At 71.7% G+C, this 25,087-nt stretch carries 26 protein-coding genes and 1 tRNA gene; 18 read left to right on the forward strand and 9 right to left on the reverse strand.

The genetic code is table 11. The features are described from left to right. Window positions 1-37: 37 nt before the first annotated feature. The 5 genes from KK483_RS16940 to KK483_RS16960 all read left to right on the forward strand — a co-directional run bounded on the left by KK483_RS16940 (window position 38) and on the right by KK483_RS16960 (window position 4,007). Window positions 38-619, forward strand: a complete 582-nt coding sequence (locus KK483_RS16940) for an HhH-GPD-type base excision DNA repair protein (protein WP_262006064.1) — start codon at window positions 38-40, stop codon at window positions 617-619. A 160-nt stretch (window positions 620-779) separates the two neighbouring features. Next, entirely contained in the window at window positions 780-2,321 is a 1,542-nt protein-coding gene (locus tag KK483_RS16945) for a M28 family metallopeptidase (protein WP_262009551.1), read from the forward strand. A gap of 269 nt (window positions 2,322-2,590) precedes the next feature. Further along, window positions 2,591-2,827, forward strand: coding sequence for a hypothetical protein (locus tag KK483_RS16950; protein WP_399014216.1), 237 nt, complete (start codon window positions 2,591-2,593; stop codon window positions 2,825-2,827). 153 nt (window positions 2,828-2,980) lie between these two features. Further along, window positions 2,981-3,277: a type II toxin-antitoxin system VapB family antitoxin gene (locus KK483_RS16955; protein ID WP_003999914.1), complete on the forward strand. Its 297-nt coding sequence runs from the start codon at window positions 2,981-2,983 to the stop codon at window positions 3,275-3,277. A 103-nt stretch (window positions 3,278-3,380) separates the two neighbouring features. Further along, window positions 3,381-4,007 (forward strand): LytR C-terminal domain-containing protein, encoded by a 627-nt coding sequence (locus KK483_RS16960; RefSeq protein ID WP_262006065.1) that lies wholly within the window; start codon window positions 3,381-3,383, stop codon window positions 4,005-4,007. Window positions 4,008-4,086: 79 nt separating this feature from the next. Here the strand turns inward: KK483_RS16960 and upp are convergent, their stop codons facing one another. After that, window positions 4,087-4,722 (reverse strand): uracil phosphoribosyltransferase, encoded by a 636-nt coding sequence (gene upp / locus KK483_RS16965; protein WP_262006066.1) that lies wholly within the window; start codon window positions 4,720-4,722, stop codon window positions 4,087-4,089. A 98-nt stretch (window positions 4,723-4,820) separates the two neighbouring features. Between upp and KK483_RS16970 the strand changes: the two genes are divergently transcribed. The 4 genes from KK483_RS16970 to KK483_RS16985 all read left to right on the forward strand — a co-directional run bounded on the left by KK483_RS16970 (window position 4,821) and on the right by KK483_RS16985 (window position 6,531). Then, window positions 4,821-5,156 carry a hypothetical protein gene (locus KK483_RS16970; protein ID WP_262006067.1) on the forward strand — a complete coding sequence of 112 codons (336 nt, stop codon included), beginning with the start codon at window positions 4,821-4,823 and terminating at the stop codon, window positions 5,154-5,156. Window positions 5,157-5,346: 190 nt separating this feature from the next. Further along, a complete protein-coding gene (locus KK483_RS16975) occupies window positions 5,347-5,886 on the forward strand; it encodes a hypothetical protein (RefSeq protein ID WP_262006068.1) in 540 nt (179 codons plus the stop codon). A gap of 62 nt (window positions 5,887-5,948) precedes the next feature. Beyond that, on the forward strand, window positions 5,949-6,398 hold the full coding sequence (gene tadA, locus KK483_RS16980; RefSeq protein WP_262006069.1) for a tRNA adenosine(34) deaminase TadA: 450 nt from the start codon (window positions 5,949-5,951) through the stop codon (window positions 6,396-6,398). Between the two features lie 48 nt (window positions 6,399-6,446). Next, window positions 6,447-6,531, forward strand: a tRNA-Ser gene (locus KK483_RS16985). 134 nt (window positions 6,532-6,665) lie between these two features. Here the strand turns inward: KK483_RS16985 and KK483_RS16990 are convergent. Beyond that, a complete protein-coding gene (locus KK483_RS16990) occupies window positions 6,666-7,139 on the reverse strand; it encodes an SRPBCC family protein (RefSeq protein WP_262006070.1) in 474 nt (157 codons plus the stop codon). Window positions 7,140-7,667: 528 nt separating this feature from the next. On the opposite strand from KK483_RS16990, the gene KK483_RS16995 reads away from it, so the two are divergent. From KK483_RS16995 to KK483_RS17015, 5 genes are all read left to right on the forward strand, one after another. Next, window positions 7,668-7,832: a hypothetical protein gene (locus KK483_RS16995; protein WP_262006071.1), complete on the forward strand. Its 165-nt coding sequence runs from the start codon at window positions 7,668-7,670 to the stop codon at window positions 7,830-7,832. 115 nt (window positions 7,833-7,947) lie between these two features. After that, window positions 7,948-8,241 (forward strand): Dabb family protein, encoded by a 294-nt coding sequence (locus KK483_RS17000; protein WP_262006072.1) that lies wholly within the window; start codon window positions 7,948-7,950, stop codon window positions 8,239-8,241. A gap of 200 nt (window positions 8,242-8,441) precedes the next feature. Beyond that, window positions 8,442-9,305, forward strand: coding sequence for an RNA polymerase sigma factor SigF (locus KK483_RS17005; protein ID WP_399014219.1), 864 nt, complete (start codon window positions 8,442-8,444; stop codon window positions 9,303-9,305). A gap of 235 nt (window positions 9,306-9,540) precedes the next feature. Continuing rightward, window positions 9,541-10,452 carry an RNA polymerase sigma factor SigF gene (locus tag KK483_RS17010; RefSeq protein ID WP_262006073.1) on the forward strand — a complete coding sequence of 304 codons (912 nt, stop codon included), beginning with the start codon at window positions 9,541-9,543 and terminating at the stop codon, window positions 10,450-10,452. A 96-nt stretch (window positions 10,453-10,548) separates the two neighbouring features. Continuing rightward, window positions 10,549-11,292, forward strand: coding sequence for a hypothetical protein (locus tag KK483_RS17015; protein WP_262006074.1), 744 nt, complete (start codon window positions 10,549-10,551; stop codon window positions 11,290-11,292). 76 nt (window positions 11,293-11,368) lie between these two features. Here KK483_RS17015 and KK483_RS17020 read toward each other — a convergent pair whose 3' ends face one another. Continuing rightward, window positions 11,369-11,596, reverse strand: coding sequence for a hypothetical protein (locus tag KK483_RS17020; protein WP_262006075.1), 228 nt, complete (start codon window positions 11,594-11,596; stop codon window positions 11,369-11,371). Window positions 11,597-11,813: 217 nt separating this feature from the next. Between KK483_RS17020 and KK483_RS17025 the strand changes: the two genes are divergently transcribed. The 4 genes from KK483_RS17025 (at window position 11,814) to KK483_RS17040 (ending at window position 16,587) form a co-directional block, all read left to right on the forward strand. Next, window positions 11,814-12,332 (forward strand): MarR family winged helix-turn-helix transcriptional regulator, encoded by a 519-nt coding sequence (locus KK483_RS17025; RefSeq protein WP_262006076.1) that lies wholly within the window; start codon window positions 11,814-11,816, stop codon window positions 12,330-12,332. After that, the gene (locus KK483_RS17030) at window positions 12,280-14,721 is read left to right on the forward strand and encodes an MFS transporter (protein ID WP_262006077.1); all 2,442 of its coding nucleotides are present in this window, start codon (window positions 12,280-12,282) and stop codon (window positions 14,719-14,721) included. Before KK483_RS17025 ends, KK483_RS17030 begins: the two co-directional genes overlap by 53 nt. Window positions 14,722-15,055: 334 nt before the next feature. Beyond that, a complete protein-coding gene (locus KK483_RS17035) occupies window positions 15,056-15,868 on the forward strand; it encodes a YceI family protein (protein ID WP_262006078.1) in 813 nt (270 codons plus the stop codon). Between the two features lie 227 nt (window positions 15,869-16,095). Beyond that, complete coding sequence (locus KK483_RS17040) at window positions 16,096-16,587, forward strand: PPOX class F420-dependent oxidoreductase (protein WP_262006079.1); 492 nt, start codon at window positions 16,096-16,098, stop codon at window positions 16,585-16,587. 100 nt (window positions 16,588-16,687) lie between these two features. On the opposite strand, the gene KK483_RS17045 is transcribed toward KK483_RS17040, so the two are convergent. The 6 genes from KK483_RS17045 to KK483_RS17070 form a co-directional block, all read right to left on the reverse strand. Then, on the reverse strand, window positions 16,688-17,455 hold the full coding sequence (locus KK483_RS17045) for a TetR/AcrR family transcriptional regulator (RefSeq protein WP_262009555.1): 768 nt from the start codon (window positions 17,453-17,455) through the stop codon (window positions 16,688-16,690). 47 nt (window positions 17,456-17,502) lie between these two features. Then, the gene (locus KK483_RS17050) at window positions 17,503-19,035 is read right to left on the reverse strand and encodes an MFS transporter (protein ID WP_262006080.1); all 1,533 of its coding nucleotides are present in this window, start codon (window positions 19,033-19,035) and stop codon (window positions 17,503-17,505) included. Window positions 19,036-19,107: 72 nt separating this feature from the next. Then, window positions 19,108-21,330: a glycosyltransferase family 39 protein gene (locus tag KK483_RS17055; RefSeq protein ID WP_399014223.1), complete on the reverse strand. Its 2,223-nt coding sequence runs from the start codon at window positions 21,328-21,330 to the stop codon at window positions 19,108-19,110. Beyond that, on the reverse strand, window positions 21,327-22,664 hold the full coding sequence (locus KK483_RS17060) for a bifunctional glycosyltransferase family 2/GtrA family protein (RefSeq protein ID WP_262006081.1): 1,338 nt from the start codon (window positions 22,662-22,664) through the stop codon (window positions 21,327-21,329). Before KK483_RS17060 ends, KK483_RS17055 begins: the two co-directional genes overlap by 4 nt. A gap of 25 nt (window positions 22,665-22,689) precedes the next feature. Then, window positions 22,690-24,309, reverse strand: a complete 1,620-nt coding sequence (locus tag KK483_RS17065) for an ATP-binding protein (protein WP_313879255.1) — start codon at window positions 24,307-24,309, stop codon at window positions 22,690-22,692. Then, the gene (locus KK483_RS17070; RefSeq protein WP_313879257.1) at window positions 24,306-25,055 is read right to left on the reverse strand and encodes a response regulator transcription factor; all 750 of its coding nucleotides are present in this window, start codon (window positions 25,053-25,055) and stop codon (window positions 24,306-24,308) included. The genes KK483_RS17065 and KK483_RS17070 overlap by 4 nt, the downstream gene beginning before the upstream one ends. Between the last annotated feature and the right edge of the window lie 32 nt (window positions 25,056-25,087).

Here is a 25,087-nt window from a genome sequence, read left to right on the forward strand (position 1 = left end):
GCGTGCGGGGCGCGGGCCCGCGGGGGATCATCGGGGCATGAGCCCCACGATTCACCTCGCCATGCAGCCCGAGGCCGACGAACTCCTCGGGCGCAGCCCGCTCGCCGCCCTGGTGGGCATGCTGCTGGACCAGCAGGTCCCGATGGAATGGGCCTTCTCCGGCCCGTACACGATCGCCCAGCGCCTGGGCGCCGACGACCTGGACGCGCACGCGATCGCCGCGCACGATCCGGAGGCGTTCGCCGCGCTGCTCTCCGAGAAGCCCGCCGTGCACCGCTATCCGGGCTCCATGGCCAAGCGGATCCAGCAGCTGTGCCAGTACCTCGTGGACGAGTACGACGGCGATGCGACGGCCCTGTGGCGGGACGTCGCGACGGGCAAGGAGCTGCTGGCCCGGCTGAACGCGCTGCCCGGGTTCGGCAAGCAGAAGTCGCAGATCTTCGTCGCTCTTCTGGGCAAGCAGTTCGACGTCACGCCCAAGGGCTGGCGCGAGGCGGCCGGGGCGTACGGCGAGCAGGGTTCGTACCGTTCGGCGGCGGACATCACCGGACCCGAGTCGCTCGCGAAGGTGCGTGCGCACAAGCAGGAGGTGAAGCGCGCGGCGAAGGCGGCCAAATGACGCATAGGTACGCCCGAAGACGTACAAGCTGATGGCAATCCTGCTAAATATCGCGTGAGTTGTGGCACACGTGTTCACAGAACCCTCAGAGATCGCTAACTTCCCCTCAACCTCGTTCGCACCGGGAAGGACCTCTGTGAACGCAACCCATCGCAGAGCCGTGGCCGCCGTGGCCGCAGCCGCACTCGCGACCCCGCTCCTGCTGGCATCCGCCTCCCCTGCCACCGCTCACCGGCACGACCCTGCCGACCACGCGGCGAAGGAAGCGGCCAAGCTGTCGAAGAAGCTGGTCCGCGAGTCGTCCGCCAAGGACGCCTTCAAGCACCTCCAGAAGTTCCAGCAGATAGCCGACAGCGCGGGAGGCAACCGCGCCGCCGGCACCCTGGGCCACGACGCGTCCGCCGCGTACGTGTACCAGCTGCTGAAGAAGGCCGGGTACGACGTCTCGTACCAGGACTTCGAGTTCATCTACACCGAGACCCAGGCCGAGAAGCTCTCCGTGGTCTCACCCGCGCCGCGCGACATCGCGATAGCGGCGATGACGTACACCAAGTCGACGCCGGTCGGCGGTGTGAAGGCGGATCTGGCCGCCGTACCCGTCGACGCCGACGGCACCACCGGCTGCGAGCCCGCGGACTTCGCCTCCGGGGCCTTCACGGGCAAGATCGCGCTGATCAAGCGCGGCGGCTGCACCTTCGCGATCAAGCAGGAGAACGCGGCGGCCGCGGGCGCGATCGGCGCGATCGTCTACAACAACACCGAGGGCGTGCTCTCCGGCACCCTGGGCGAGCCCGCGGCGGGGAAGATCCCGACCGGCGGCATCACGCTCGCCGAGGGCGAGAAGCTCACCGCGGACCTCGCGAAGGGGCCGGTGAACATCTCCTTCGAGATCCGCCAGCTCCAGCAGAAGCGTTCAACCAGGAACGTCATCGCGGAGACCCGCCACGGCAACGCCGCCAACACGGTGATGCTCGGCGCCCACCTCGACTCCGTCACGGCCGGCCCCGGCATCAACGACAACGGCTCGGGCTCCGCCGGTCTGCTCGAAGTCGCCCTGGAGCTCGCGGAGAGCCACAAGCGGCCCGCGAACAAGGTGCGCTTCGCCTGGTGGGGCGCGGAGGAGAACGGACTGCTCGGCTCCGACCACTACGTCGCGAACCTCAGCGACCTGGGCAAGAAGGAGATCAAGCTCTACCTCAACTTCGACATGATCGCGTCGCCGAACTACGGGCTGTTCGTCTACGACGGCGACGACTCCGACGGCGTCGGTTCGCCGGCCGGCCCGGCGGGCTCCGCCCAGCTGGAGCGCGACATCAACGAGTTCCTCGACAAGCAGGGCCGGCCGCACGAGGGCACGGACTTCACCGGCCGTTCCGACTACGGCCCGTTCATCGAGGTCGGCATCCCGTCCGGCGGCACCTTCACCGGCGCCGAGGGCATCAAGACCGCCGGCCAGGCGCAGAAGTTCGGCGGCACGGCGGGGGTCGCGTACGACGCGTGCTACCACGCCAAGTGCGACGACATCAAAAACATCGACATGACGGCGTTCGACGTCAACGTCGACATCATCGCCAACGCGGTCGGTACGTACGCCAACGACCTGAGCTCGCTGCGCAAGCCGGTGGTCACCGTCCCGACGGACGGCGACGCGGGCAGCGGCGGCGGCCTCCACGACGGCCACGACCACGACGTGACGGAGTAACGGGGCTCCGGGGTCTGGGGGCTGTGCCCCCGGACCCCCACCGGGGCTCCGCCCCGGACCCCGTACGGCCTACGGCCGTGTCCTCAAGCGCCGGACGGGCTGGATTCCCTTCCCTTGAGGCGGAGTGCCTGGCCCGCTGGGTGGGCACACAGCTGGGGCGAGAGAGCTCGCGCTCCTTGTTCGACACGGCGAGGCGGCGGCGCCGGTGACTCCCCCACCCCGCCCCGGGCGCGCCGACCTCGGTGGACGCGGCGGCACTGGACCGGGCGGTGACGTCCTCGCCGCTCTACGCCCGCTATGCACAGGCTGTGGACCGCGACTCGGTGTACGAGAGGCTGACCGCCGAGCAGCAGGCGGCGGAGGCGGGGCGGCGCGCGCCCCGTCTCGCCGAGGACGGTAACGACCGCCTCGCCGGTGCCGAGCCCTGGCGCAACCGGCGGCGATCTCCGCCGCCCCGGCCGACGGCGCGCCGGCGTCGCATCCGGCGGGGCGCTCCCGAAGGCTGACGTCGCAGGCGGCGGGGAGGGCGCAGGGGCGGGCGGGGACTGCTCGGGCCCACCCACGACAGGGCCCCTATTCCGGTTCTGTGCGGTTTTGACCAACATCGCACTGGCGCTGCCTGGCTGCGCCGACGGCCGCTTGCCCGGTAGGCTTTCCGTGTGATCTTCAAGCGCATCGGCAACGGACGGCCGTATCCCGACCACGGCCGGGAAAGCACCCGGCAGTGGGCGGATGTCGCGCCGCGCCCGGTCCGCCTCGATCAGCTCGTGACCACCAAGGGCCAGCTGGATCTCGAGACCCTGCTCGCCGAGGACTCCACGTTCTACGGCGACCTCTTCGCCCATGTCGTGAAGTGGCAGGGCGATCTGTACCTCGAGGACGGCCTGCACCGCGCCGTGCGCGCGGCGCTCCAGCAGCGGCAGGTGCTGCACGCCCGGGTCCTCGAGCTGGACTGACGACCGCTCCCCGCCCCCGTACGGACGCAGTTTCCGACCCGTACGGCCGCAGTCGGATGATCGTTTAGTAGCCGCTTCCCCGGTACGGCACTACGCTGCGCCCATGAGCATGCTCACTCCTCCTGGCATGGGCGGAAAGTACCGCATTACGGGCACCGCGTACCCGCGGATGCGTCGCCCCCGTCGACGCCGCAGGCTCGTGCTCGCAGCCGTCGCCGCCGTCGCCGTGCTCGGCCTCGGCGGCTGGGGGACGCTGCAGCTCATCGACGTGTTCACGGGCGGCGGCAAGAAGACCGAGGCGGCCGAGCGGAACACGGCGGCGGCCTGCGAGCCGAAGACGCAGGTGTCCGCCGCACCCCTGCCGCCGAGGCCCGGCCAGATCACGGTGAACGTCTACAACGCCACGCCGCGTTCCGGACTCGCCAAGGCCACCGCCGACGAGCTGCGCAAACGCGGCTTCGCCATCGGCAAGGTGGGCAATGCGCCGGTCGCGTACGACAAGAAGGTCCCCGGCGCCGGGCTGCTGCTGGCCGGTCCCACCGCGCACGAGGGACGGTTCCGCGTACTGGCCACGCAGCTGAACGGCACCCAGCTCAAGACCGACACCCGCACGACCGCGGACATCGATCTGATCCTGGGGACGGCCTTCAAGACGCTCACCGCCAAGCCGGCCTCGGACAAGGCGCTGGCGGCCCTGGCCGCCCCGCCGAAGCCGGCCGCGCGGTGCTGAGCAGGTACCGAACCGCGGGGCCGGCCCGCTGAGCGCGGCCGGCCCCGATCGCCCGGCATCGCTCCGTACCGCGTCGCCGCTACTCCGCCGCGCCGTACATCCGGTCGCCCGCGTCGCCCAGGCCCGGGACGATGTAGCCGTGCTCGTTGAGCCGCTCGTCGACCGAGGCCGTCACGACCGTGACCGGCGCGCCCGCCAGCTCGCGCTCCATGACCTCGACCCCGTCCGGCGCCGCCAGCAGCACGACCGCCGTCACATCGTCGGCGCCACGCTTGATCAGCTCCTGGATCGCCGCGACCAGCGTGCCGCCGGTCGCCAGCATCGGGTCGAGGACGTACACCTGGCGGCCGGAGAGGTCCTCCGGCATCCGCGTGGCGTACGTGGACGCCTCCAGCGTCTCCTCGTTGCGGATCATCCCGAGGAAGCCCACCTCGGCGGTCGGCAGCAGCCGCACCATGCCGTCGAGCATGCCGAGCCCGGCGCGCAGGATCGGCACGACCAGGGGGCGGGGGCGGGAGAGCTTGACGCCAGTGGTCCGCGACACCGGGGTGTCGATGTCGATCTGCTCGGTGCGCACGTCACGGGTGGCCTCGTACGCGAGCAGGGTCACCAGCTCGTCGGCGAGCCGCCGGAAGGTCGGGGAGTCGGTGCGCCGGTCGCGCAGGGTGGTGAGCTTGTGCGCCACCAGAGGGTGGTCGACAACGTGGATCCGCATGGGCCCCACAGTAGCCGGGACCAGCTCACCCCTGGCATCAACGGCCGCTTCGGAGGGAAGGTGGGACATACCCTTCCAGCGCCGAGGTGGTGTGGCCGATGCCGGACCGGGAACAGCAGGACCCGCAGGTTCCGCGTGATCGGCGCGCCGCGGGGGCGACGCGGCCGGAAGGGACGGTTCAGACCGAACAGACCGAACAGACTGAACATACGGAGCAGACGGAGCAGACGGAGCAGACGGAGCAGACGGAGCAGACGGAGCAGCGAGGTCCGGCGGATCAGGAGCGGGAGAGCGACACGGAGCGCCGCAGGCGGCGCGCCCAGTTCCTCCGCGAACTGAACGAGGCCAAGGCGCTGCGCGAGCGCGTCCAGCCGCGCCGGGCACGCGCGGCCAGGATGCGCCAGATCATGCGGATGCGCAGCTTCCGCTGGTGAGCCCCGAGCGGTCCCGGACGTGCCCCCGAACCGGTCCCGAGTGCGCCTTCGGCGGACTCTTGACTGAACGCGTGCACGACGCAACGTCGGAAGACCTCTCGCGAAGCCGCTGTTTCTGTCACGATTCCGAAGGGCGGGGCCACCAAGCGCACCGCCGGTCGTCACAACTCTGATCAGTGGGAGAGTCACGGTGTACTTCGCCGCACTGCTCGCGCGCACCGAAGACGGGTGGGAAGCGAGCGACACAGAGCTCGACGATGTGGAGACCCTGTCGGACCTGACCGACTTGGCCCGCGAGGCCTCGGTGGACGAGGACACTGTGCTCGTCTTCATCGAGCAGGAGGACGCGTGGTTCGGCGTCGTCCGCGTGGAGGGCGAGGAGGACCCTCGTATCTACGTCTCGGACGCGGCCGCGGCCGCCCGCTCCTCGTACGGGGAGATCCTCACCAAGGAACTGCTGGGCAGCGACCTCGACGACGGCGCCGACGACCTGGACGCGCTCGACCTCGACGGCACGGAGGACGGCGAGCCCGACGTGGCGGACGAGGACGAGGAGGCGGACGAGACGCCGGTGGCGGCCGAGTCCGTCCCGAGCGGGCCGGCCGGCGACCGCGAGATCCTCGCAGATCTGGGCATGTCCGAGAAGGAGTTGCTGGCCCTGGACACGGACGCGCTCGGCGAGATCGCTGACTCGCTGGGGGCGGCCGAGGTGCTGGAGACCGTCCGCTAGTGGCCGGGGCCGTACCCGACCCGGCGCCGCCCGACCCGGTGCGCGCTCCGTGGGAGGCGCCGATGCGCCTCGCACTGAAGGAGGCTGCGCGGGCGGCCGAGGCCGGTGACGTGCCGGTCGGCGCCGTCGTCCTGGGACCGGACGGGACGGTCGTCGCCACCGGCCACAACGAGCGCGAACTGACCGGTGACCCGACCGCGCACGCCGAGGTGCTCGCGCTGCGCCGGGCGGCGTCCAGCCGCGGGGAGTGGCGGCTGACCGGCTGCACGCTCGTCGTGACGCTGGAGCCGTGCACGATGTGCGCCGGCGCGCTCGTGCTGTCGCGCGTCGACAGGGTGGTCTACGGCGCACGGGACGAGAAGGCCGGCGCGGCGGGCTCGCTCTGGGACCTCGTACGGGACCGTCGGCTGAACCACCGGCCGGAGGTGATCATCGGCGTGCTGGAGGCCGAGTGCTCGGCGCAGCTGTCGACGTTCTTCCGGGAAGGCCCCGGGGCCTCCGGGGACCGCTGATCGATATCGATTTCAGAGCACGGCCCACCTTGGGCTAAGCTCTCTCCCGGTAGCGTGTCCGAGCGGCCGAAGGAGCTCGCCTCGAAAGCGAGTGTGGCGCAAGTCACCGAGGGTTCAAATCCCTCCGCTACCGCTCTTGTACGAAGGGCCCGGTCCGATGGACCGGGCCCTTCGTCGTCGAGGAGTGCCGGACCAGGACCACCGGCCGGGGACCGATCGAAGGCTGCCTGGCCAGGTGGGCGTCGGGCCGCCGCCTTCGGGCACCCTCTAGCCCGGGCGTTCCGCCGGGGCGCCTCGATCGCTTCCGCCGTGTTCCCGTACCGCGATCTGCGCCAGTTTCGTCAGCATCATGCCGTTGCGGACCGCGACGATGTAGTCCACCGGGAGTCCGTGCATCCGGGTACCGGGGCCCCGGAGAGGATGCCAGTCGAGGGTGAAGAGGGTGTTCTCGCCCCAGGGAAGCAAATTCATGGCGATGCGGGCCGCGCCGAAGGGCTCCGCCTTCGCCTCCAGTTCCAGGCGGCGGCGTGGTTCGCAGATGCGGACGACGCAGCTGTCCTCCAGGGCCAGGGGGCCGATACCGACGCGGACTCGCAGGCGGGCGCCCACCTCCGGCCAGTGCGGGTCCGCGGCGAGGACCTGCTGGGTCCCGGTCACCCACTCCCCGTAGCGAAGGCCGTCGGACAGCAGGCTCCAGACCTCGGACGGCGAGCTGAGGATCAGGCGGCGGTTCCGGGCCACTCCGACCACGCTCCTTCTGGAGGACGAGGGGCATGGAAGGCACCGCCGATCATGGACGGCGCCTTGCCCTCAAGGGTGGCGCCGTCGGGGCCGGGGCGCACCTCGGCCTCCGCGCGTCCACGAAGGGCCCCGGTGTTCGACACCGGGGCCCTTCTGCACTGCTGTGGGTTGCCGTGGCGCTGGTCCCGGCAGTTTCCGTTCGTCCGAGGAGGGGCGCAGTCTCCATTCGTCCGAGGAGGGGAGGAGGCCGGGGAGAGCGGCATCGGGGGGACAGCCGCTCCCCCCGCTGAGAACCGGTCCGCCCGGTACCGTGCCGCCTCGGGGGAGGATGGGCCGCACGGGACCCCGCAGTGGGGGCCGGTTCCTCACCCTTCGGATTCCTGCCGGATCCTCCGGGTTCACCTCCCATGCTGCGCCTGCGGGCACCCTTACCGGGCCTGTCCAAGGGCCCGGATCTCCGGGCCCTTGGTCCATAAAGGCTCGGTTAGACTCACGCGACTCGCAGGGGCCGCAGGGGAGGCAGGTTCGATGGTGGAAACGAAGAAGATCGCCCTCTACATAGTCGTGGTCTTCGTGCTGTACACGATCATCAACTCCCCCGACCGCGCCGCCGAGCTGGTCGAGGTAGGGTTCGAAGGGATTTCGAGCGCCGCTCAAGGCGTCGGAGAGTTCATGACCGAGCTCGTCAACTGAGGCACGCCCGAGCCATGCCGTGTCCGAGGCACGCACCGCCCGGGACAGGCATCTCGCTCGGCGCCCATCGCCCGGGGCCCGCGACCGCTCGGTCAGTCGACACGAGGAGCCTCCCTTGATCCGCCATCTGGTCCTGCTCAAGCTCAACGAGGGCGTCGGCCGTGACGAGCCCCGGGTCGTCGCCGGCGCCGAGGCGTTCCAGGAGCTCGGCGGCACCATCCCCGAACTGGAGTTCTGGGAGTGCGCCTGGAACATCACCGACCGGCCGATCGCCTATGACTTCGCGATCAACTCGGCCGTCGCGGACCAGGACGCCCTGAAGCGCTATCTCGAACACCCCGCCCACCAGGCTGCCGCCGGACGGTGGCGTGAATTCGCCACGTGGGTGATCGCCGACTACGAGTTCTGAACCACCCGCCGCCCCTGGCGCTCGGGCCCCCCGCCGCAAACGGCAGGGGGCCCTTATTGCTTACCCCCCAACTTGCCCTCAACACGGCGTTATACGGTGCTTGCACACAGTGGACATGTCTTGTGATGCTATGACCGCTTTTGACGGATGAGTTGACCGAGATCGATCCGCTGTTCGAACCGCGAAGGGGTGGCGTGACCGTGCCGGCCAGTACAGCGCCTCAAGTGCCGCCCCAGAACGACGTGCCGCTCCAGGACGAGACCGATGCCCCTGCCGCGGCCGCTGCCGGCCGGCCGGGGAGCCGGGGCGCGGACACCAGGGCGCTCACTCAGGTGCTGTTCGCCCAGCTCAAGGAGTTGGAGCCGGGCACCCCCGAGCACACACGGGTGCGCGCCGCGCTGATCGAGGCGAACCTGCCGCTGGTGCGGTACGCGGCCGCCCGCTTCCGCAGCCGCAACGAGCCCATGGAGGACGTGGTCCAGGTCGGCACGATCGGCCTGATCAACGCGATCGACCGGTTCGACCCGGACCGCGGGGTGCAGTTCCCTACGTTCGCGATGCCGACCGTCGTCGGCGAGATCAAACGATACTTCCGGGACAACGTACGGACCGTGCACGTCCCGCGCCGGCTGCACGAGCTGTGGGTACAGGTCAACGGCGCGACCGAGGACCTGACCACGGCGCACGGCCGCTCCCCGACGACCGCGGAGATCGCCGAGCGGCTGAAGATCTCCGAGGACGAGGTCCTCGCCTGCATCGAGGCCGGACGGTCGTACCACGCGACCTCACTGGAGGCCGCGCAGGAGGGCGACGGACTGCCGGGGCTGCTGGACCGGCTCGGCTACGAGGACCCGGCGCTCGCCGGGGTCGAGCACCGGGATCTCGTACGCCATCTGCTCGTACAGCTGCCCGAACGGGAGCAGCGGATCCTGCTGCTCCGGTACTACAGCAATCTGACGCAGTCCCAGATCAGCGCGGAGCTGGGAGTGTCCCAGATGCATGTGTCAAGGCTCCTCGCCCGGAGCTTCGCGCGACTGCGATCCGCAAACAGGATCGAGGCGTAACCGAAACGGGTAGACCCCTTTCGGCCCACTTCGGCTTGCGCAAAAGCCGCAGACCCCCTTTTTCCTGCGGCGATCTGACGCTCCGTTGTCGACAAGTCACTACAGCGTGTTGCCGACATGTGACATTCTGCGGGAACGGCGTTTGCCGCGGCCCCGCCGCCGGTATTCAGGTGGAGGCTGCGTTCCTCCGATGGTCGCGGCCCACGTGACCGTCCGCGACCTCACAGGGGGTGGCATGTCCGCAGAACAGGGCAGCTCGAAGGTGCTCACGCTCACAAAGAGCGCTCCCTCCACCCAGGGCGCTCCCGCATCCGACGCCCTCCCGGAGCCCGCTGCCGTGGACCTGCCCACGGCTGCGGCCCTGGACGCGCCCGGCACCCCGGGGGCCATCGACACCCGCACGCTCTCGCGCTCGCTCTTCCTGCGGCTGGCCACGCTCGACCAGGACAGCCCGGAGCGTACGTACGTACGCGACACCCTCATCGAGCTCAACCTGCCGCTGGTGCGGTACGCGGCCGCCCGCTTCCGCAGCCGCAACGAGCCCATGGAGGACATCGTCCAGGTCGGCACGATCGGCCTGATCAAGGCGATCGACCGGTTCGACTGCGAACGGGGCGTGGAGTTCCCGACGTTCGCGATGCCGACCGTCGTCGGCGAGATCAAGCGCTTCTTCCGGGACACCAGTTGGTCGGTCCGTGTGCCGCGCCGGCTCCAGGAGCTGCGCCTCGCCCTGACCAAGGCCAGCGACGAACTCGCCCAGAAGCTCGACCGCTCGCCCACGGTCCCCGAACTCGCCGCCGTGCTCGACGTCTCGGAGGAGGACGTGGTCGACGGCCTCGCCGTCGGCAACGCCTACACCGCGTCCTCGCTCGACTCCCCCTCCCCCGAGGACGACGGCGGCGAGGGCTCCCTCGCGGACCGCCTCGGCTACGAGGACAGCGCCCTGGAGGGCGTCGAGTACCGCGAGTCCCTCAAGCCCCTGCTGGCCAAACTGCCGCCGCGCGAGCGCCAGATCATCATGCTCCGCTTCTTCGCCAACATGACGCAGTCGCAGATCGGCGAGGAGGTCGGCATCTCCCAGATGCACGTCTCGCGCCTGCTGACGCGGACGCTGGCGCAGCTGCGCGAGGGCCTGATCGCGGACTGACGTCGGGTGTGGGGGCCTGCGCGCCCCCACACCGGCTCCTGTGTCTCTTTTCGCGCGGGGCTTTCTCATTGACGAAGCGTCAGCCAGACTGGCGCGATGCGACGGCGACACGTGGGGTACGGGCTCGCGGGGGCCGCACTCTGCCTCGGCGGGATGCTCGCAGCCTGCGGGGGCGGGGATCCCGGCGAGGGGTACGTGGCCGTCGGGGCCGGAGAAGGGACGGCGGCGCCCGTGGCGCCCTCCGGAGACATCGTGTTCGTACCGCTGGACGGAGCGACGCCGCCCGGTGCCGCCGCGAGCGGCGGTGGCAGTGCGGGCGGCAGTCCGGCAGGGGGCCTGTCCGGCGCTCCTGGAACGCCCGGACTGCCCGGAACGCCCGGGGCGCCCCCGGCGGATGGATCCGGCACGGGCGGCACCAGTGGCACGGGCGGCGCACCCGCGCCGGAATCACCCGGCGGCGCCACGCCGTCGGCGCCCGGCACCACCACGCCCACGCCCGCGCCCCCGCCTCAGCCACCGCCTTCGTCCTCGCCTGCACCCGCCCTGCTGAGCGTCGGGGAGCTGCTGCGGGACATCACGGAGAAGCGGTGGTGCGAGAAGGTCACCGTGGAGTTCCGCAACACCGGTGGCTCACCGGTGCGTTCGGGCACCGTGACCTTCGAGACGCACATCATCGGCGCACTCGGCATCGACTGGGCGACCGTCGAGACGGGCCAGCCGCTGCCCGCGCCGATCGCTGCGGGCGCGACCAGGAGGGCGGCGTACACGGTGTGCGTGGACGCCTGGCGCGTACCCCTGGGCATGCACATCGAGACCCAGGACGCACGCGCCGACTACTGACACCGGCCGCTGATGCCGGCCGCTGATGCCGACCACTGGCACCGGCTACTGCTGCCGGCGCCGGTACCTGGGCGCGTCAGGAGAGCGCGAGCCAGGCCACCGCGCCGAGGATCGCGACGATCGCCACGACACCGACGATCAGCCCGACGCGCGGACCGGCCGGCGCGGACGGCGCCGCCGAGCGGCCGCCGGCCTGCGGTGCCGTGCCCTCGTCGACGAAGGCGCGGAACATCTGGGTGTTGCCCGCGGGGTCGTAGTTGCCCTCGGGACCGGGACCGTGGGGGGCTTGGGGGTTGTGTGCCATGGTGCAGGACCCTAGCGAACCCGGGTGGCCCGCCCCAACCCCCGGCCCACCGCCCTCGCGACATACGCGCAAGTCATCCGCAAAGTCATCCGCACATGACCTCGCATATGCAAACCCTTTTGCGTTCCTTTACCCCTGAAGCCCTCATTTCATTTGCCTGAAGCAACCAACCACTCTATGGTTGCCCTAAGCAACAAGATGGGGAGGTGCCTGCGGGATGGCCGAGCGCAGTCAGTACGAGGAGCTCGCCAGGCAGCTCAGCGCCATCGGGGCGGTCAAGCGCGCTCTCGCGCGCACCCTGCCCGCCGAGTGCCCCGGCGGATCCGCCGCCGTGCTCGCCCTCATCGACCGGTACGGAGAGATGCGGCTGAGCCGTCTCGCCGAGCTGCTCTCCGTCGACATGTCGGTGACCAGCCGGCATGTGGCCCATGTCGCCGACCGCGGCTGGGTCGAGCGCGCCCCCGACCCCGACGACCGGCGCTCCCGCATCCTGCGGCTGACCCCGGCGGGAAGTGAGCTGCTCGACGGCCTCGGCCGCCGGACCACGGACATGTTCGCCCACTACCTCAGCGACTGGTCCGACGACGAGGTCGGACAGCTGACCTCGATGCTGGCCCGACTCCGCGACTCCGTCGGGGACTGCCGGGCCGCCCACATGACAGACGTGAGAGACAAGGAAGTACATGGCTACGACCACACCGGCAGGTGTGCGGGGCGGCCACGCCAGGACCCGTGACGACGCTGGCGCGCCGATGACACACCGGCAGATCATGGAGGCGTTGTCCGGGCTGCTGCTCGGCATGTTCGTCGCCATCCTCTCCTCGACGATCGTCTCCAACGCCCTGCCGGAGATCATCACCGATCTCGGCGGCGGCCAGTCCGCCTACACCTGGGTCGTCACGGCCGCGCTGCTGTCGATGACCGCGACCACCCCCCTGTGGGGCAAGCTCGCCGACCTCTTCTCCAAGAAGCTGCTGGTCCAGATAGCCCTGGTCATCTACATGGCGGGCTCGGTCGTCGCTGGTCTCGCCCAGGACACCGGCACGCTCATCGCCTGCCGCGTCGTCCAGGGCATCGGCGTGGGCGGTCTCACCGCCCTCGCGCAGGTCATCATGGCCGCGATGATCGCGCCGCGGGAGCGCGGCCGCTACAGCGGATACCTCGGCGCGACCTTCGCCGTCGCAACCGTCGGCGGCCCGCTGCTCGGCGGCGTCATCACCGACACCGAGTGGCTCGGCTGGCGCTGGTGCTTCTACGTCGGTGTGCCGTTCGCCCTGATCGCGCTGGTCGTGCTGCAGAAGACGCTGAAGCTGCCCGTCGTGAAGCGGAAGGTGAAGGTCGACTGGGCGGGCGCGTTCTTCATCAGCGCCGCCGTCTCGCTGCTGCTGCTCTGGGTGACCTTCGCGGGCGACAAGTACGCCTGGCTGTCGTGGCAGACGTACGCCATGACCGGCGGCGCGGCCTTCCTGGGCCTGGTCTTCCTGCTCGTCGAGTCGCGGGCGAGCGAGCCGATCATCCCGCTGCGGCTCTTCCGCAACCGCACCATCACGCTGGCCTCGCTGGCCTCGCTCTTCGTCGGTGTCGCGATGTTCGCCGGCACGGTCTTCTTCAGCCAGTACTTCCAGCTGGCGCGCGACCAGTCCCCGACGATGTCCGGCGTCATGACCATCCCGATGATCGCGGGCCTCTTCGTCTCGTCGACCGTCTCCGGGCAGATCATCACCAAGACCGGCCGGTGGAAGGCGTGGCTGGTCAGCGGCGGTGTGCTGGTGACCGGCGGCCTCGGGCTGCTGGGCACGATCCGCTACGACACCGAGTACTGGCACATCGCGGTCTTCATGGCCGTCATGGGTCTGGGCCTCGGCATGATGATGCAGAACCTGGTGCTGTGCACCCAGAACCAGGTAGCCCCGCAGGACCTCGGCTCGGCCTCGTCCGTCGTCACCTTCTTCCGCTCGCTGGGCGGTGCGATCGGCGTCTCGGCGCTGGGCGCCGTCCTCGGCAAGCGGGTCACCCACTACGTCGAGGACGGCCTCGCCGAACTCGGCCCGCGCGCCGCGGCCATGGGCCACGGCGGTACGGGCGGCGGGGGCATCCCGGACCTGGACACCCTGCCGGGGCCGGTCCGTACGGTCGTGGAGAGCGCCTACGGGCACGGGGTCGCGGACGTCTTCCTGTGGTCGGCGCCGTTCGCGCTGCTCGCGTTCCTGGTGACCCTGTTCATCAAGGAGGTGGCGCTGAAGAGCGCCACGACCACGACGGAGGAGGCCGTCCAGGAGCCGGCGCACGAGTCGGCAACCGAGCCGGCGCACGAGTCGGCGCCCGGGTCCGCCGAGCCGGTTGCGGCGTCCGCCGCGGGCACGGCGGTGCGCGGCACCGTCCGCGGCACGGAGGGCGCACCCGTCGCACGGGCCGCGGTCACCCTGATCTCGCTGGGCGGGCGGCAGTTGGGCCGCACGGTGGCCCACGAGGACGGCGCGTACGCACTGGACGCCCCCGGCACCGGTTCGTACGTCCTGATCGCCTCCGCCGACGGCTTCCAGCCACAGGCGTCCACGGTGATCGTCGGCGACGAGCCCGTCGCGTACGACATCCTCCTCGCCGGTACGAGCGGTCTCTCGGGCTTCGTGGTCACCGCCGACGGCGGGGCGCCGATGGAGGGCGCAGTGGTGATCGTCACCGATGTGCGCGGCGACGTGCTGGCCGCCGGGAAGTCCGCGGCCGACGGCGGCTTCGCCTTCGCCGAGCTGGTCCCGGGCCCCGTGACCCTCGCGGTGAACGCGACGGGCTTCCGGCCACTGGCCCTCCCCGTGGAGATCAGTGGCCGGGGCGTGACCCGCGTCGAGGCGGCCCTGCGGTCGGGCGCGCTGGTCCAGGGCACCGTACGGGCCGGCGCCGCACGGCGGCCGCTGCCCGACGCGCGCGTGACCCTGGTGGACGCGGCCGGAAACGTGGTCGCCACCGCGACGACCGGCGAGGACGGCGCGTACGCCTTCGCCGATCTGGACGCCGGCGACTACACGGTCATCGCGACCGGCTACCCGCCGGTGGCGGGCACGCTCACCGTGGCCGGCCGCGGCGTCGACGGCCACGACATCGAACTCGCCCACGCGGACACCCTCTAGCTAGGGCCTGTCTTTCGGGTCAGGCCGGATCGGCGAGCGGCCCGCCGCGGAGCGGCTGATGTCACAGCGATGCGTGCGGCTGCAAGCGGAGGAGGAAGTCGACGCGGTGGGGCACCTCCCGTGCCCGGAGGGCTACGGGGGAGTCGGTGACCGACGACAACGCAGCAGATGTGCGTGCCAGGGCACGCGAGCCCGGCAGGATCCGGAAGACAGGCCCTGGTGACCGACCCCCGGGCACCGCTCCGAGCGGAGGCGCGTGCCCGGGGCCGGGGCGGCGGGCAGGGGACGGCCCGCCGCCCCGGCAACTCTCTGTGAAGCTCTGTGAGGAAACAGGATGGGACTTCAGGCACAGGTACGGACCCGCGACGGCTGGGCGGTCCGGCACGCGGTGCTGACCGTCACGGACATGACGGGCACCCAGGTGCTGCGGGCCGAGGCGGACGCCGACGGCGGCGTCCGGACGGACGCGCCGCTGGCGCCGGGGCCGTACACGGTCATCGTCACGGCGCTCGGCTACGCCCCGTCCGCCTCGACCGCGCTGGTCACGGCGAGCGGCCGGGCGCAGGTCGGCACGGTGGTGCTGGCCCGCCAGGGCGGGGCCGAACTGCCGCCGCCGGGCGCCTGGTCGGTCGATCCCGCGCACTCCACGGTGGGCGTGGTCGCCCAGCACCTGGGGATGTCCAGCGTGCACGGCCGGTTCACGGACTTCGGCGGCCGGATCGAGATCGCGACGGACGTGGCCCGTTCCCACGTGGACGCGGTGATCGGCGCCGCCTCGATCGACACCGGCAACGGCCTGCGCGACAAGCACCTCAGGTCCGCGGACTTCCTCGACGTGGAGCGCTTCCCGCAGATCACCTATCGCAGCCACGGCCTCGCCCCCGCCGGGCCGGACCGCTGGACGGTCCACGGACTGCTCTCGCTCCACGGGATCGAGCGGGAGACCGACCTCTCGCTGTCGTACCTGGGCACGGGCCCCGACCCGTGGGGCGGGGTGCGGGCGGCCTTCCGCGCGACGACGGAGCTGCGCCGCGACGACTTCGCGATGACGTACAACCAGGTCGTGCAGGCGGGGATCGCGGCCATCGGCACGACGCTCAGGGTGGAGCTGGACATCCAGGCCGTCCAGGGCGGGGTGATCCCCTAGAGGACCGGGCACCCCCTAGTGCTGTGGCCGGAAAGGTTTGCCGGGATGCTCGCGGCGTCCGGTGCGGTGCATCGCAAGGCGGAGGACCGCCCTCGTACTGGGCGTACTCGGGCGATCCGACAACGCCGCGTGGGGGCACCTCCCGTGCCCGAAGGGCTACGGGGGAGTGCCGTGCCGGGCGTCGCGAGCCGGTGAACCTTTTCGGCCACAGCACTAGGGTGCCGGGTATGGCACCCAACATCGCGAGCAACACCCCGGTGGATCTGGAGCAGTTGCTGGAGTTCGTACGCCCCCGCCATCACGCGATCCTGCTGACGCGCCGCTCCGACGGCGCCCCGCAGGGCTCCCCGCTGACCTGCGGCGTAGACGACTCGGGCCGGATCGTCGTGTCGACGTACCCGGAGCGGGCGAAGACGCGGAACGCCAAGCGGGACGAGCGGGTGAGCGTCATCGTGCTGAGCGACGACTGGGACGGGCCGTGGGTCCAGATCGACGGCACGGCGGAGGTCATCGACGCGCCGGACTCGGTCGAGCCGCTCGTCGAGTACTACCGCAACATCGCGGGGGAGCACCCGGACTGGGCGGAGTACCGCGAGGCGATGGTCAAGCAGGGCAAGTCCATCATCCGGATCACGCCGGTGCGGTGGGGACCGGTGGCGAAGGGCGGCTTCCCGAAGCCTGCGAAGCAGCGCGAGGGAAGTGAAGAGAGAGGGAAGTGAAGTGAGGGGTCCCGAGCGGCCGGCTCCGTAGGACGCGGCCACGTAGGACGCGGCCGGTCCCGCAGGGACTCGACTGGTCCCGCAAGGGTCCGGCCGGGCGCTACGCCCGGGCCACCATCGTCTCGATGCCCGCGATCATCAGCTCCAGCGCGTGGCCGAAGTCGCGGTCGAGCCTCTCCGCGACCGTGTCGCCGCCGCGCGCCTCCATGATCTTCTCGGCCTCTTCGAGCAGCTTCTCGCCCCCCGGAATCGCCCGCGTCGCCCCCATGGCCTCCTCGTAGAAGTCGTCGAGCGTCATCCCGGCATCGGCGCAGCGCCTTCTGAACTGCCCTTCGACCGTGCCGTGGCCGTAGACGAACTGGAAGACGGCGGACGTCCCGGCCGTCTGCCAGTTCAGCGGGAGCCCGGTGTTGCCGATGATCCGGTGCACGGTCCCCGCGAAGGCCAGCGCGTGCGGGCCGATGTTCAGATACGTGCCGACGAGCGACGAGATCCAGGGGTGGGCGATCAGCAGGGCCCGGTACGCGGCGGCGACTCCCCGGAGCTGGTCGCGCCAGTCCGCGTCCTCCTCCGCCGGGTCGGGCAGCGGCATCTCGCCGTAGATCGAGTCGAGGGCGAGTTCGAGGAGGTCGTCCTTGGTGTCGACGTACCAGTAGACGGACATGGCGGTGACGCCCATCTCGGCGGCGAGCCTGCGCATCGAGAACTTCGCCAGCCCTTCGGCGTCGAGCAGCCGGACCGTCGCCGCGGTGATCCTCTCCCGGTCGAGTCCGGAGGGCTGCTCGGCCCTGCGGCCCCGGGGGGCCCTGCTCTCCAGCCACACGCTCGTCACCGCAGGGCGCTTCGCGCGGTCGGCTGCCGCCACCATGGCGTCCTCCTCGTCGCTCACCGGGCAGAGTCCGCCCGGTCCAGATGCTATGCCGCCGCTCCCGCCCGCTCGGCCGGCTCAGCCCGCTCGGCCCTGCGCAGCAGCACCGCGGCCAGCGCCCCGCCGGCGAGCACCGCCGCCGCGCCGACCAGCTGGCTGGTCTGGAGGCTGGAGGCGAAGGCATCGGCGATACGCGCCTGCTCGGCCGGGTCGTGGGCGGCGGCGGCGAGCGCCGCGGGGAGCGAGGCGGCCGGGACGGCGACGAGCGCGGCGAACCGGGAGTTGAGCACGGCGCCGAGCACGGCGACACCGAGGCCGTTGCCGAACTCGGCCAGTGTGCCGTTGACGCCCGCACCGACACCCGCCTTCTCCACGGGGATGGCGCTCATGATGGCGTTGGCCAGCGCGGGCTGCGAGACCGCGACGCCCGCGCCCATCAGGAACAGGCCGAGCAGCATCCCGCCGTAGTCTCCGTCCGTGCCGCCGCCGAGGACGGCGATGGCGGCCAGTCCGCCCGACACCAGCGCCATACCGGCCAGCATCGTGAGCGGCGTCCCGAGCTTCAGCACGGCCCTGGGGCCGAGTCCTGAGACGTTGAGCACCACGATGGTGAGGGCGAACGGCGCCATGCGCAGCCCGGCCTCCAGCGGCTCGTAGCCGAGCACGAACTGGAGGTGCTGGGTGAGCAGGAAGATCGAGCCGCCCATGCCGAAGACGACGAGCAGCGCGCCGGCGACCGCGCCGACGAACCGCTGGTTGCGGAAGAAGCGCATGTCGAGCATGGGGTAGGGGATGCGCAGCTCCCAGAAGGCGAACGCGCCGAGGACGGCGGCACCGACGGCGGCCGGGACCAGCACGTCGGCGGAGAGCCAGCCGTGCTCGGGCCCGGAGATGATCGCGTACACGACGGCCGACATGCCGATCGTGGAGAGCAGCGCGCCGAGCAGGTCGGGCCGGTCGCCCTGGGGGTTCTTCGACTCGGGGACGAGCTTCAGGACGGCGGCCAGGCCGATGACCGCGACCGGGAGGTTGATCAGGAAGATCATGCCCCACCAGAAGTGTTCGAGGATGACGCCGCCGATGAGCGGTCCCGCGGCGAAGCCCAGCGAACTGACAGTCGCCCAGAGCGCGATCGCCCTGACCCGCTCCTTCTCGTCGAAGATCTGCATGACCACGGCGAGGGTGGTCGTCATCAGGAGCGCGCCGCCGACACCCATGCCCGCGCGGGCGGCGATGAGCTGCCCGGAGTCCTGGGCGAGCCCCGCGGCGAGCGAACCGAGCCCGAAGAGGGCGAGCCCGATGGCGAGCATCTTCTTGCGGCCGTAGCGGTCGGCGGCGTTGCCCGCGGTGAGCAGCAGGCCCGACTGGACGAGCGAGTACGCGTTGATCATCCACTGGATGTCGGCGGTGGTGGCGTCGAGCTCCCGGGTGAGGGAGGGGATCGCGACGCTGAGGACGGTGTTGTCGAGCAGCACCGTGAGCTGGGCCAGGCAGATCACGCCGAGGATCAGCCAGCGCTGCGGGTGGCTGCCGGCGGGGGTGTGCTCCGCCGGCTGGTTGTCCGTGGTCGTGGCCGTCACGACGGCTCCTTGTACGGTGTACGGGATGCGGTCTCGTACACCGTACAAGGATTTCTTGTACGGTGTAGAGGATTACTGCCCGGCAGCCGTCAAGTCGTAGAGGGTGGTGCCGCCCACGGTGATCCGGGTGAAGTTCTCCTCGACCCAGGCGGAGATCTCGCTGCTGGTGCCCCCGCCGGGGCCGCCGCCCTGGCCGGCGCCCTCGCCACCGCCCTGGCCGCCGCCCTGGCCGCCGCTCGCGATGAAGTAGTGGATCTTCCCTGTGGCGACGTACTGCTTGAACTGGGCGAGGGTCGGGGACGGGTCACTGCCGTTGAAGCCTCCGATCGCCATCACCGGCAGCCCGGTGGCGAGCTGGTGACTCGCGGCGTTCTGGGAGCCGACGGCGGCTGCGGCCCAGGTGAAGTCGGAGGCGTTCCGCTTGAGCTCGGCCGCGACCGCGGTGCTGACGTCGGGCCCGTTGAGGAGTCCGCCCATGCCGCCGGTGCCGGCGGGGCGTTCGACCGCGCCCTGGCCGGGCGCCTGACCTCGACCCTGGCCCTGGCCCATGGGAGGCATCTGGCCCTGGCCCTGGCCCTGGCCCTGGCCCTGGGAGGGTGCCTGCCCCTGGCCCATGCCGGGCGGCATCATGCGCGCCCCGCCGCCACCCCCGGGGCGTCCGCCGCCGCCCGGACCGCCCCGTGTCGACGCCGGACCCGCCGTCACGATCGAGCCCTGGTGTCCGGTGTCCACCGTGGAGAGGGTGTACGCGACCGGCCCGGCGACCGCCGCGGCCAGACCGAGGCCCGCCGCACCGAGGGCGAGCCGCCCCGCGAACGGCAGCCCGATCGCCGCCATGAGCCCGCAGACCAGCACCGCCGTGCCCAGCCAGGGCACGAAGTCCTGCGCGCGCCCCAGCAGTACGTACGCCCAGACCGCCGTCGCCGCCGCCGCGGCCGCCAGCGCCGCGCGGGCCGCGATGTGCGCGCGCTCCTCCCACAGCACGGTGGCGCCCATGCCGACGAGGGCGGCGATGTACGGGGCGAGGGCGACCGTGTAGTACTCGTGGAAGATTCCGGCCATGAAGCTGAAGACCGCGAGGGTCGTCAGCAGCGAACCGCCCCACACGAGGAAGGCGGCGCGTGCCGTGTCCGTCCTCCTGGCCCTCCGGGTGACGACCAGCCCGGCGACCAGCAGGAGCAGCGCGGCGGGCAGCAGCCAGGAGATCTGGCCGCCGACGCTGTCGCCGAACATCCGCCCGATACCGGTCTCGCCCCAGCCGCCGCCCTGCCGGCCACCGCCGCCACCGCCACCGCCACCGCCACCACCACCGACGCTGCCGGTCTCGTTGCCGTTGATCCTCCCGAGGCCGTTGTAGCCGAAGGTGAGCTCCAGGAAGCTGTTGTTCTGCGACCCGCCGATGTACGGGCGTGAGGAGGCGGGCCACAGCTCGACGATCGCCACCCACCAGCCGCCGGACACGATCAGCGCGACGCCCGCGAGGGCGAGTTGGCCGAGCCGTCGGCGTACCGTCGTGGGCGCGCACACCGCGTGGACGAGCGCGAGCGGCGGCAGGATCAGGAACGCCTGGAGCGTCTTGGTCAGGAACGCGAACCCGACGGCGACGCCCGCCCACACCAGCCACTTCGTCCGCGCGCCTTCGAGCGCGCGCAGCACGCAGTAGACGGTGACGGTCATCAGCAGCGTGAGCAGCGCGTCAGGGTTGTTGAACCGGAACATCAGCGCGGCGACCGGCGTGCACGCAAGCACCGCCCCCGCGATCAGCCCGGCGGCGGCGCTGAACCGCCTGCGCACCGCCGCGTACACGACGGCGACCGTCGCCACGCCCATCAGCGCCTCGGGCACGAGGATCTGCCACGAGCCGAGTCCGAAGAGGCGCACCGACAGGGCCATCGGCCACAGCGCGGCGGGCGGCTTGTCGACGGTGATGGAGTTCGCCGCGTCCGACGAGCCGAAGAAGAACGCCTTCCAGCTCTCACTGCCGGCCTGAACGGCGGCTGAGTAGAAGGAGTTGGCGTATCCGGAGGCGCTGAGGTCGTAGAGGTACAGCATCCCGGTGAGCACGAGCAGCCCGAGGAACGCGGGCCGCACCCACGCGGCGTCCTCGGTCCGCCCCCGCCACCACCGTGTGCCCCATCCAGCGCGATGTCGCGCACCGGGCGCACCGGGCGCGCCGGCCGCCGTCTCGGCAGGCCCGCCGGCAAGCGTGTCAGCGGGCGTCTCAGTAGGCGAGTCAGCAGGCGGCTCGGCCACGGGTGGCAGGCCGGTGGGCCGAGCGTGTGGAGTCGTCGTCATCGTCCGGTCCTCGTCGTGGTGGTCATGGCCGCGGTCGGCTCGCCGTCGAAGGGGACGGCGCCCGGCGCCGGGCCGGCGGCAGGGGTGTCGCCGCGCTGGTCCGGGAAGACCCAGGCGCGGAAGAGCAGGAAGCGCAGCACCGTCGCCGCGAGGTTGGCGACGATCAGGACCGCCAGCTCCGCGCCGTGGGACGGTTCGCCGTACGCGGCGGCGTCGAGGGCGGCGAGGGAGCCGCTCGTCAGGGCGAGTCCGATCGCGAAGACCACCAGCCCCTGGGCCTGGTGGCGGACCGCGCGCTCACGGCCGCGGACGCCGAAGGTGAGCCGGCGGTTGGCCGCGGTGTTGGCGACCGCCGAGACCAGCAGCGCCGCCGCGTTCGCCGCCTGCGGCCCGACGCCCGCCCGGAAGGCGGAGTACAGCAGCAGGTAGAAGAGCGTGGACAGCGCGCCGACCACGCAGAAGCCGACGAGTTGCCGGGCGAGCCCGCCCGGCACTCCGCTCAGCCGCCGGTCCCTCGGATCGTCGCCGAACGGCCGGGCGAGCCGGTCCAGCGGCAGCGCGCCGACGGCCAGCGCCCGCCCCACCCGCCATACTCCTTTGAGGTCCTCGACCGCCGTACGCACGAGGTGCACCGACGAGTCGGGGTCGTCGACCCAGTCCACCGGCACCTCGTGGATCCGCAGGCCCGCCCGCTCCGCGAGGACCAGCAGCTCCGTGTCGAAGAACCACCCGGTGTCCTCGACCATCGGAAGCAGCCGCTCCGCCACATCACGCCGTATCGCCTTGAACCCGCACTGAGCGTCCGAGAAGCGCGCCGCCAGGGACCCGCGCAGGATGAGGTTGTAGGCGCGCGAGACGAACTCCCGCTTCGGGCCCCGCACCACGCGCGACGCGCGGGCCAGCCGGGACCCGATCGCCAGGTCCGAGTGCCCGGAGATCAGCGGTGCGACCAGCGGCAGCAGGGCGTTGAGATCGGTGGACAGGTCCACGTCCATGTACGCGAGCACGGGCGCGTCGGACGCGCCCCACGCGGTCCGCAACGCCCGCCCGCGCCCCTTCTCCTCCAGCCGGTAGGCCCGTACCGCCGGGAAAGCCGCGGCGAGCGCCGCCGCCACCTCCGGCGTGCGGTCCGTACTCGCGTTGTCCGCGACGGTGATCCGGAAGGTGTACGGGAACGTGCGCGCCAGATGGCCGTGGAGCCGCCGCACGCACGGCTCCAGGTCCTTCTCCTCGTTGTGGACGGGAATGACGACGTCGAGTACGGGCCTGCCCGCCATGCTCGCGGGCAGATGCTCCCGCGTCGGCAAGGTGCCCGCTGCAGTGTCGGTTCGCATGCCCCGACTCTCACCGGGCCGGCTGTCACGCCTGTGTGGTGAGCCTGTGCCCCGCCTGTGAGTCGTGCGAGCCGTGTGGTTCGCGCGGATCGCGTGAGCCGTACGAGTCGAGCGAGCCGTGTGAGTCGAACGAGCCGGGCGAGCCGTGTGAGTCGGGTGAGCCCGCCGGCAGTCGTACGGAGAAGACCGTGCGGCCCGGCACGCTCTCCACGCCCACCGCCCCGCCGTGCGCGGCGACGACGGCCTGCACGATCGCGAGCCCCAGCCCGGTGCTCCCCGCGTGGCGCGAGCGCGACGCGTCCCCGCGCGCGAAGCGTTCGAAGACATGCGGAAGCAGCGCCGGCGGGATGCCCGGGCCGTCGTCCCTGATCTCGACCACGACCGATGGCCCCTGCCGCCGGATCCCCGCGGTCACGGTCGTCCCCGGCGGGGTATGCGTACGGGCGTTCCCCAGCAGATTGACCAGCACCTGGTGGAGCCGGGCCCCGTCGCCCCGTACGGTCACCGGCTCGTCCGGCAGCTCCAGCCGCCACACCCGGTCCCGCCCGGCGACGCGGGCATCGCCGACCGCGTCCACGACGAGCAGGGACAGGTCCGTGCTCTCGTACGACAGCGGGCGTCCTGCGTCGAGCCGTGCGAGCAGCAGCAGGTCCTCCACAAGACCGGTCATCCGGTCCGCTTCCGCCTCGATCCGCCCGAGCGCGTGCCGGGTGTCGGGCGCTGCCGCTTCCCGGCCGCGGCGGGTGAGTTCGGCGTACCCGCGGATCGACGCCAGCGGTGTGCGCAGCTCATGGCTGGCGTCCGCGACGAACTGCCGCACCCGCGTCTCGCTCTCCTGCCGCGCGTGCAGCGCGGAGTGGACGTGGTCGAGCATCCGGTTCAGCGCGGCCCCGACCTGCCCGACCTCCGTGCGCGGATCGGCCTCCGCGTCCGGCACGCGCTCGTGCAGGGCCACCTCCCCGCTGTGCAGGCGGAGTTCGGAGACCCGGGTCGCGGTCGCGGCGACGCGCCGCAGCGGCCGCAGCGCCATCCCGACGAGCACACCGCCCGCGAGGCCGGCGGCGACGAGACCGGCCCCGGTCACGCACAGCTCGACGACGACGAGCGTGCCGATGGTGCTGTGCACCTCGGCGAGCGGAACACCGACCAGGAACGCGCCGTCGTCGCCCGCCGTGTACTCGGCCCGGTAGTCGCCGAGCCCCGGCAACTCCACGGTGTGCGGGCGCCCGTCGCGCGGGACGGCTGCCAGCGCCGCCGCCTCCGCCCCCGCCAGCGCGCGGTCCGTGACCTCGGGACGCCCGTCCGTGTCCTGCCGGGTGGAGACGCGGCCGCGGTCGAGCGTGCCGTCGGCGGCCACTTCCGCACCGACCGTGCCCAGCGGCGCACCGCCGCCGGTCACGAAGCGCAGCGGATCGCCCGGCGGCGGACCCACATCGCGCACGCCCGGAGGCGGCCCCGCCGCCCGCAGCGCCAGCTCGTGCAGCTGCTCGTCCTTCTGCCCGTACAGATAGCTGCGCAGCGCGACCGTCGTGACGGTGCCGATCACCGCCGCGACGACGGCGATCAGCGCCACCGCGGACACGACGAGCCGTGTCCGCAGCGACCACTTCCTGCCCGGGCGCTCAGGGGGTGCCCGGTGGATCACCCCTGCTCACCGGGTTTGATCAGATACCCCGCTCCCCGCCTGGTGTGGATCATCGGCGACCGGCCGGCGTCGATCTTCCGCCGCAGGTACGAGATGTAGAGCTCGACGACATTGGCCTGGCCGCCGAAGTCGTACGACCACACGCGGTCCAGGATCTGCGCCTTGCTGAGCACGCGGCGCGGATTGCGCATCAGATAGCGCAGCAGCTCGAACTCGGTCGCGGTGAGATGGATCGACACACCACCCCTGGTCACCTCGTGGCTGTCCTCGTCGAGCGTCAGGTCCCCGACGACGAGCAGCGACTCGCTGCGTACGGCGGCGGCCGCACCCGAGCGACGGATCAGCCCGCGCAGCCGGGCGACGACCTCCTCCAGGCTGAACGGCTTGGTGACGTAGTCGTCGCCGCCCGCCGTCAGCCCGGCGATCCGGTCCTCGACGGCGTCCTTCGCGGTCAGGAACAGCACGGGCACGTCCGGGAGTTCGCGCCGCAGCCGGCTGAGGACGGCGAGCCCGTCCATGTCGGGCAGCATCATGTCCAGGATGACGGCGTCGGGCCGGAAGTCGCGCGCCGAGCGCACGGCGCCCGCGCCGTCCCCCGCGCTGCGCACCTGCCACCCCTCGTAGCGCAGCGCCATCGAGAGCAACTCGGTGAGGGACGCCTCGTCGTCCACGACGAGCACGCGGACGGGGCCGCCGTCCGGCCTGCGCAGATCCGTACGTCCTTGGGGAGAGGTCGTCGTCGTCATGGTGTCCCACCCTTGGGTGCCGCAGTGAGAGC

Source organism: Streptomyces sp. FIT100 (assembly GCF_024584805.1).
In the GTDB taxonomy this organism is placed as follows: domain Bacteria; phylum Actinomycetota; class Actinomycetes; order Streptomycetales; family Streptomycetaceae; genus Streptomyces.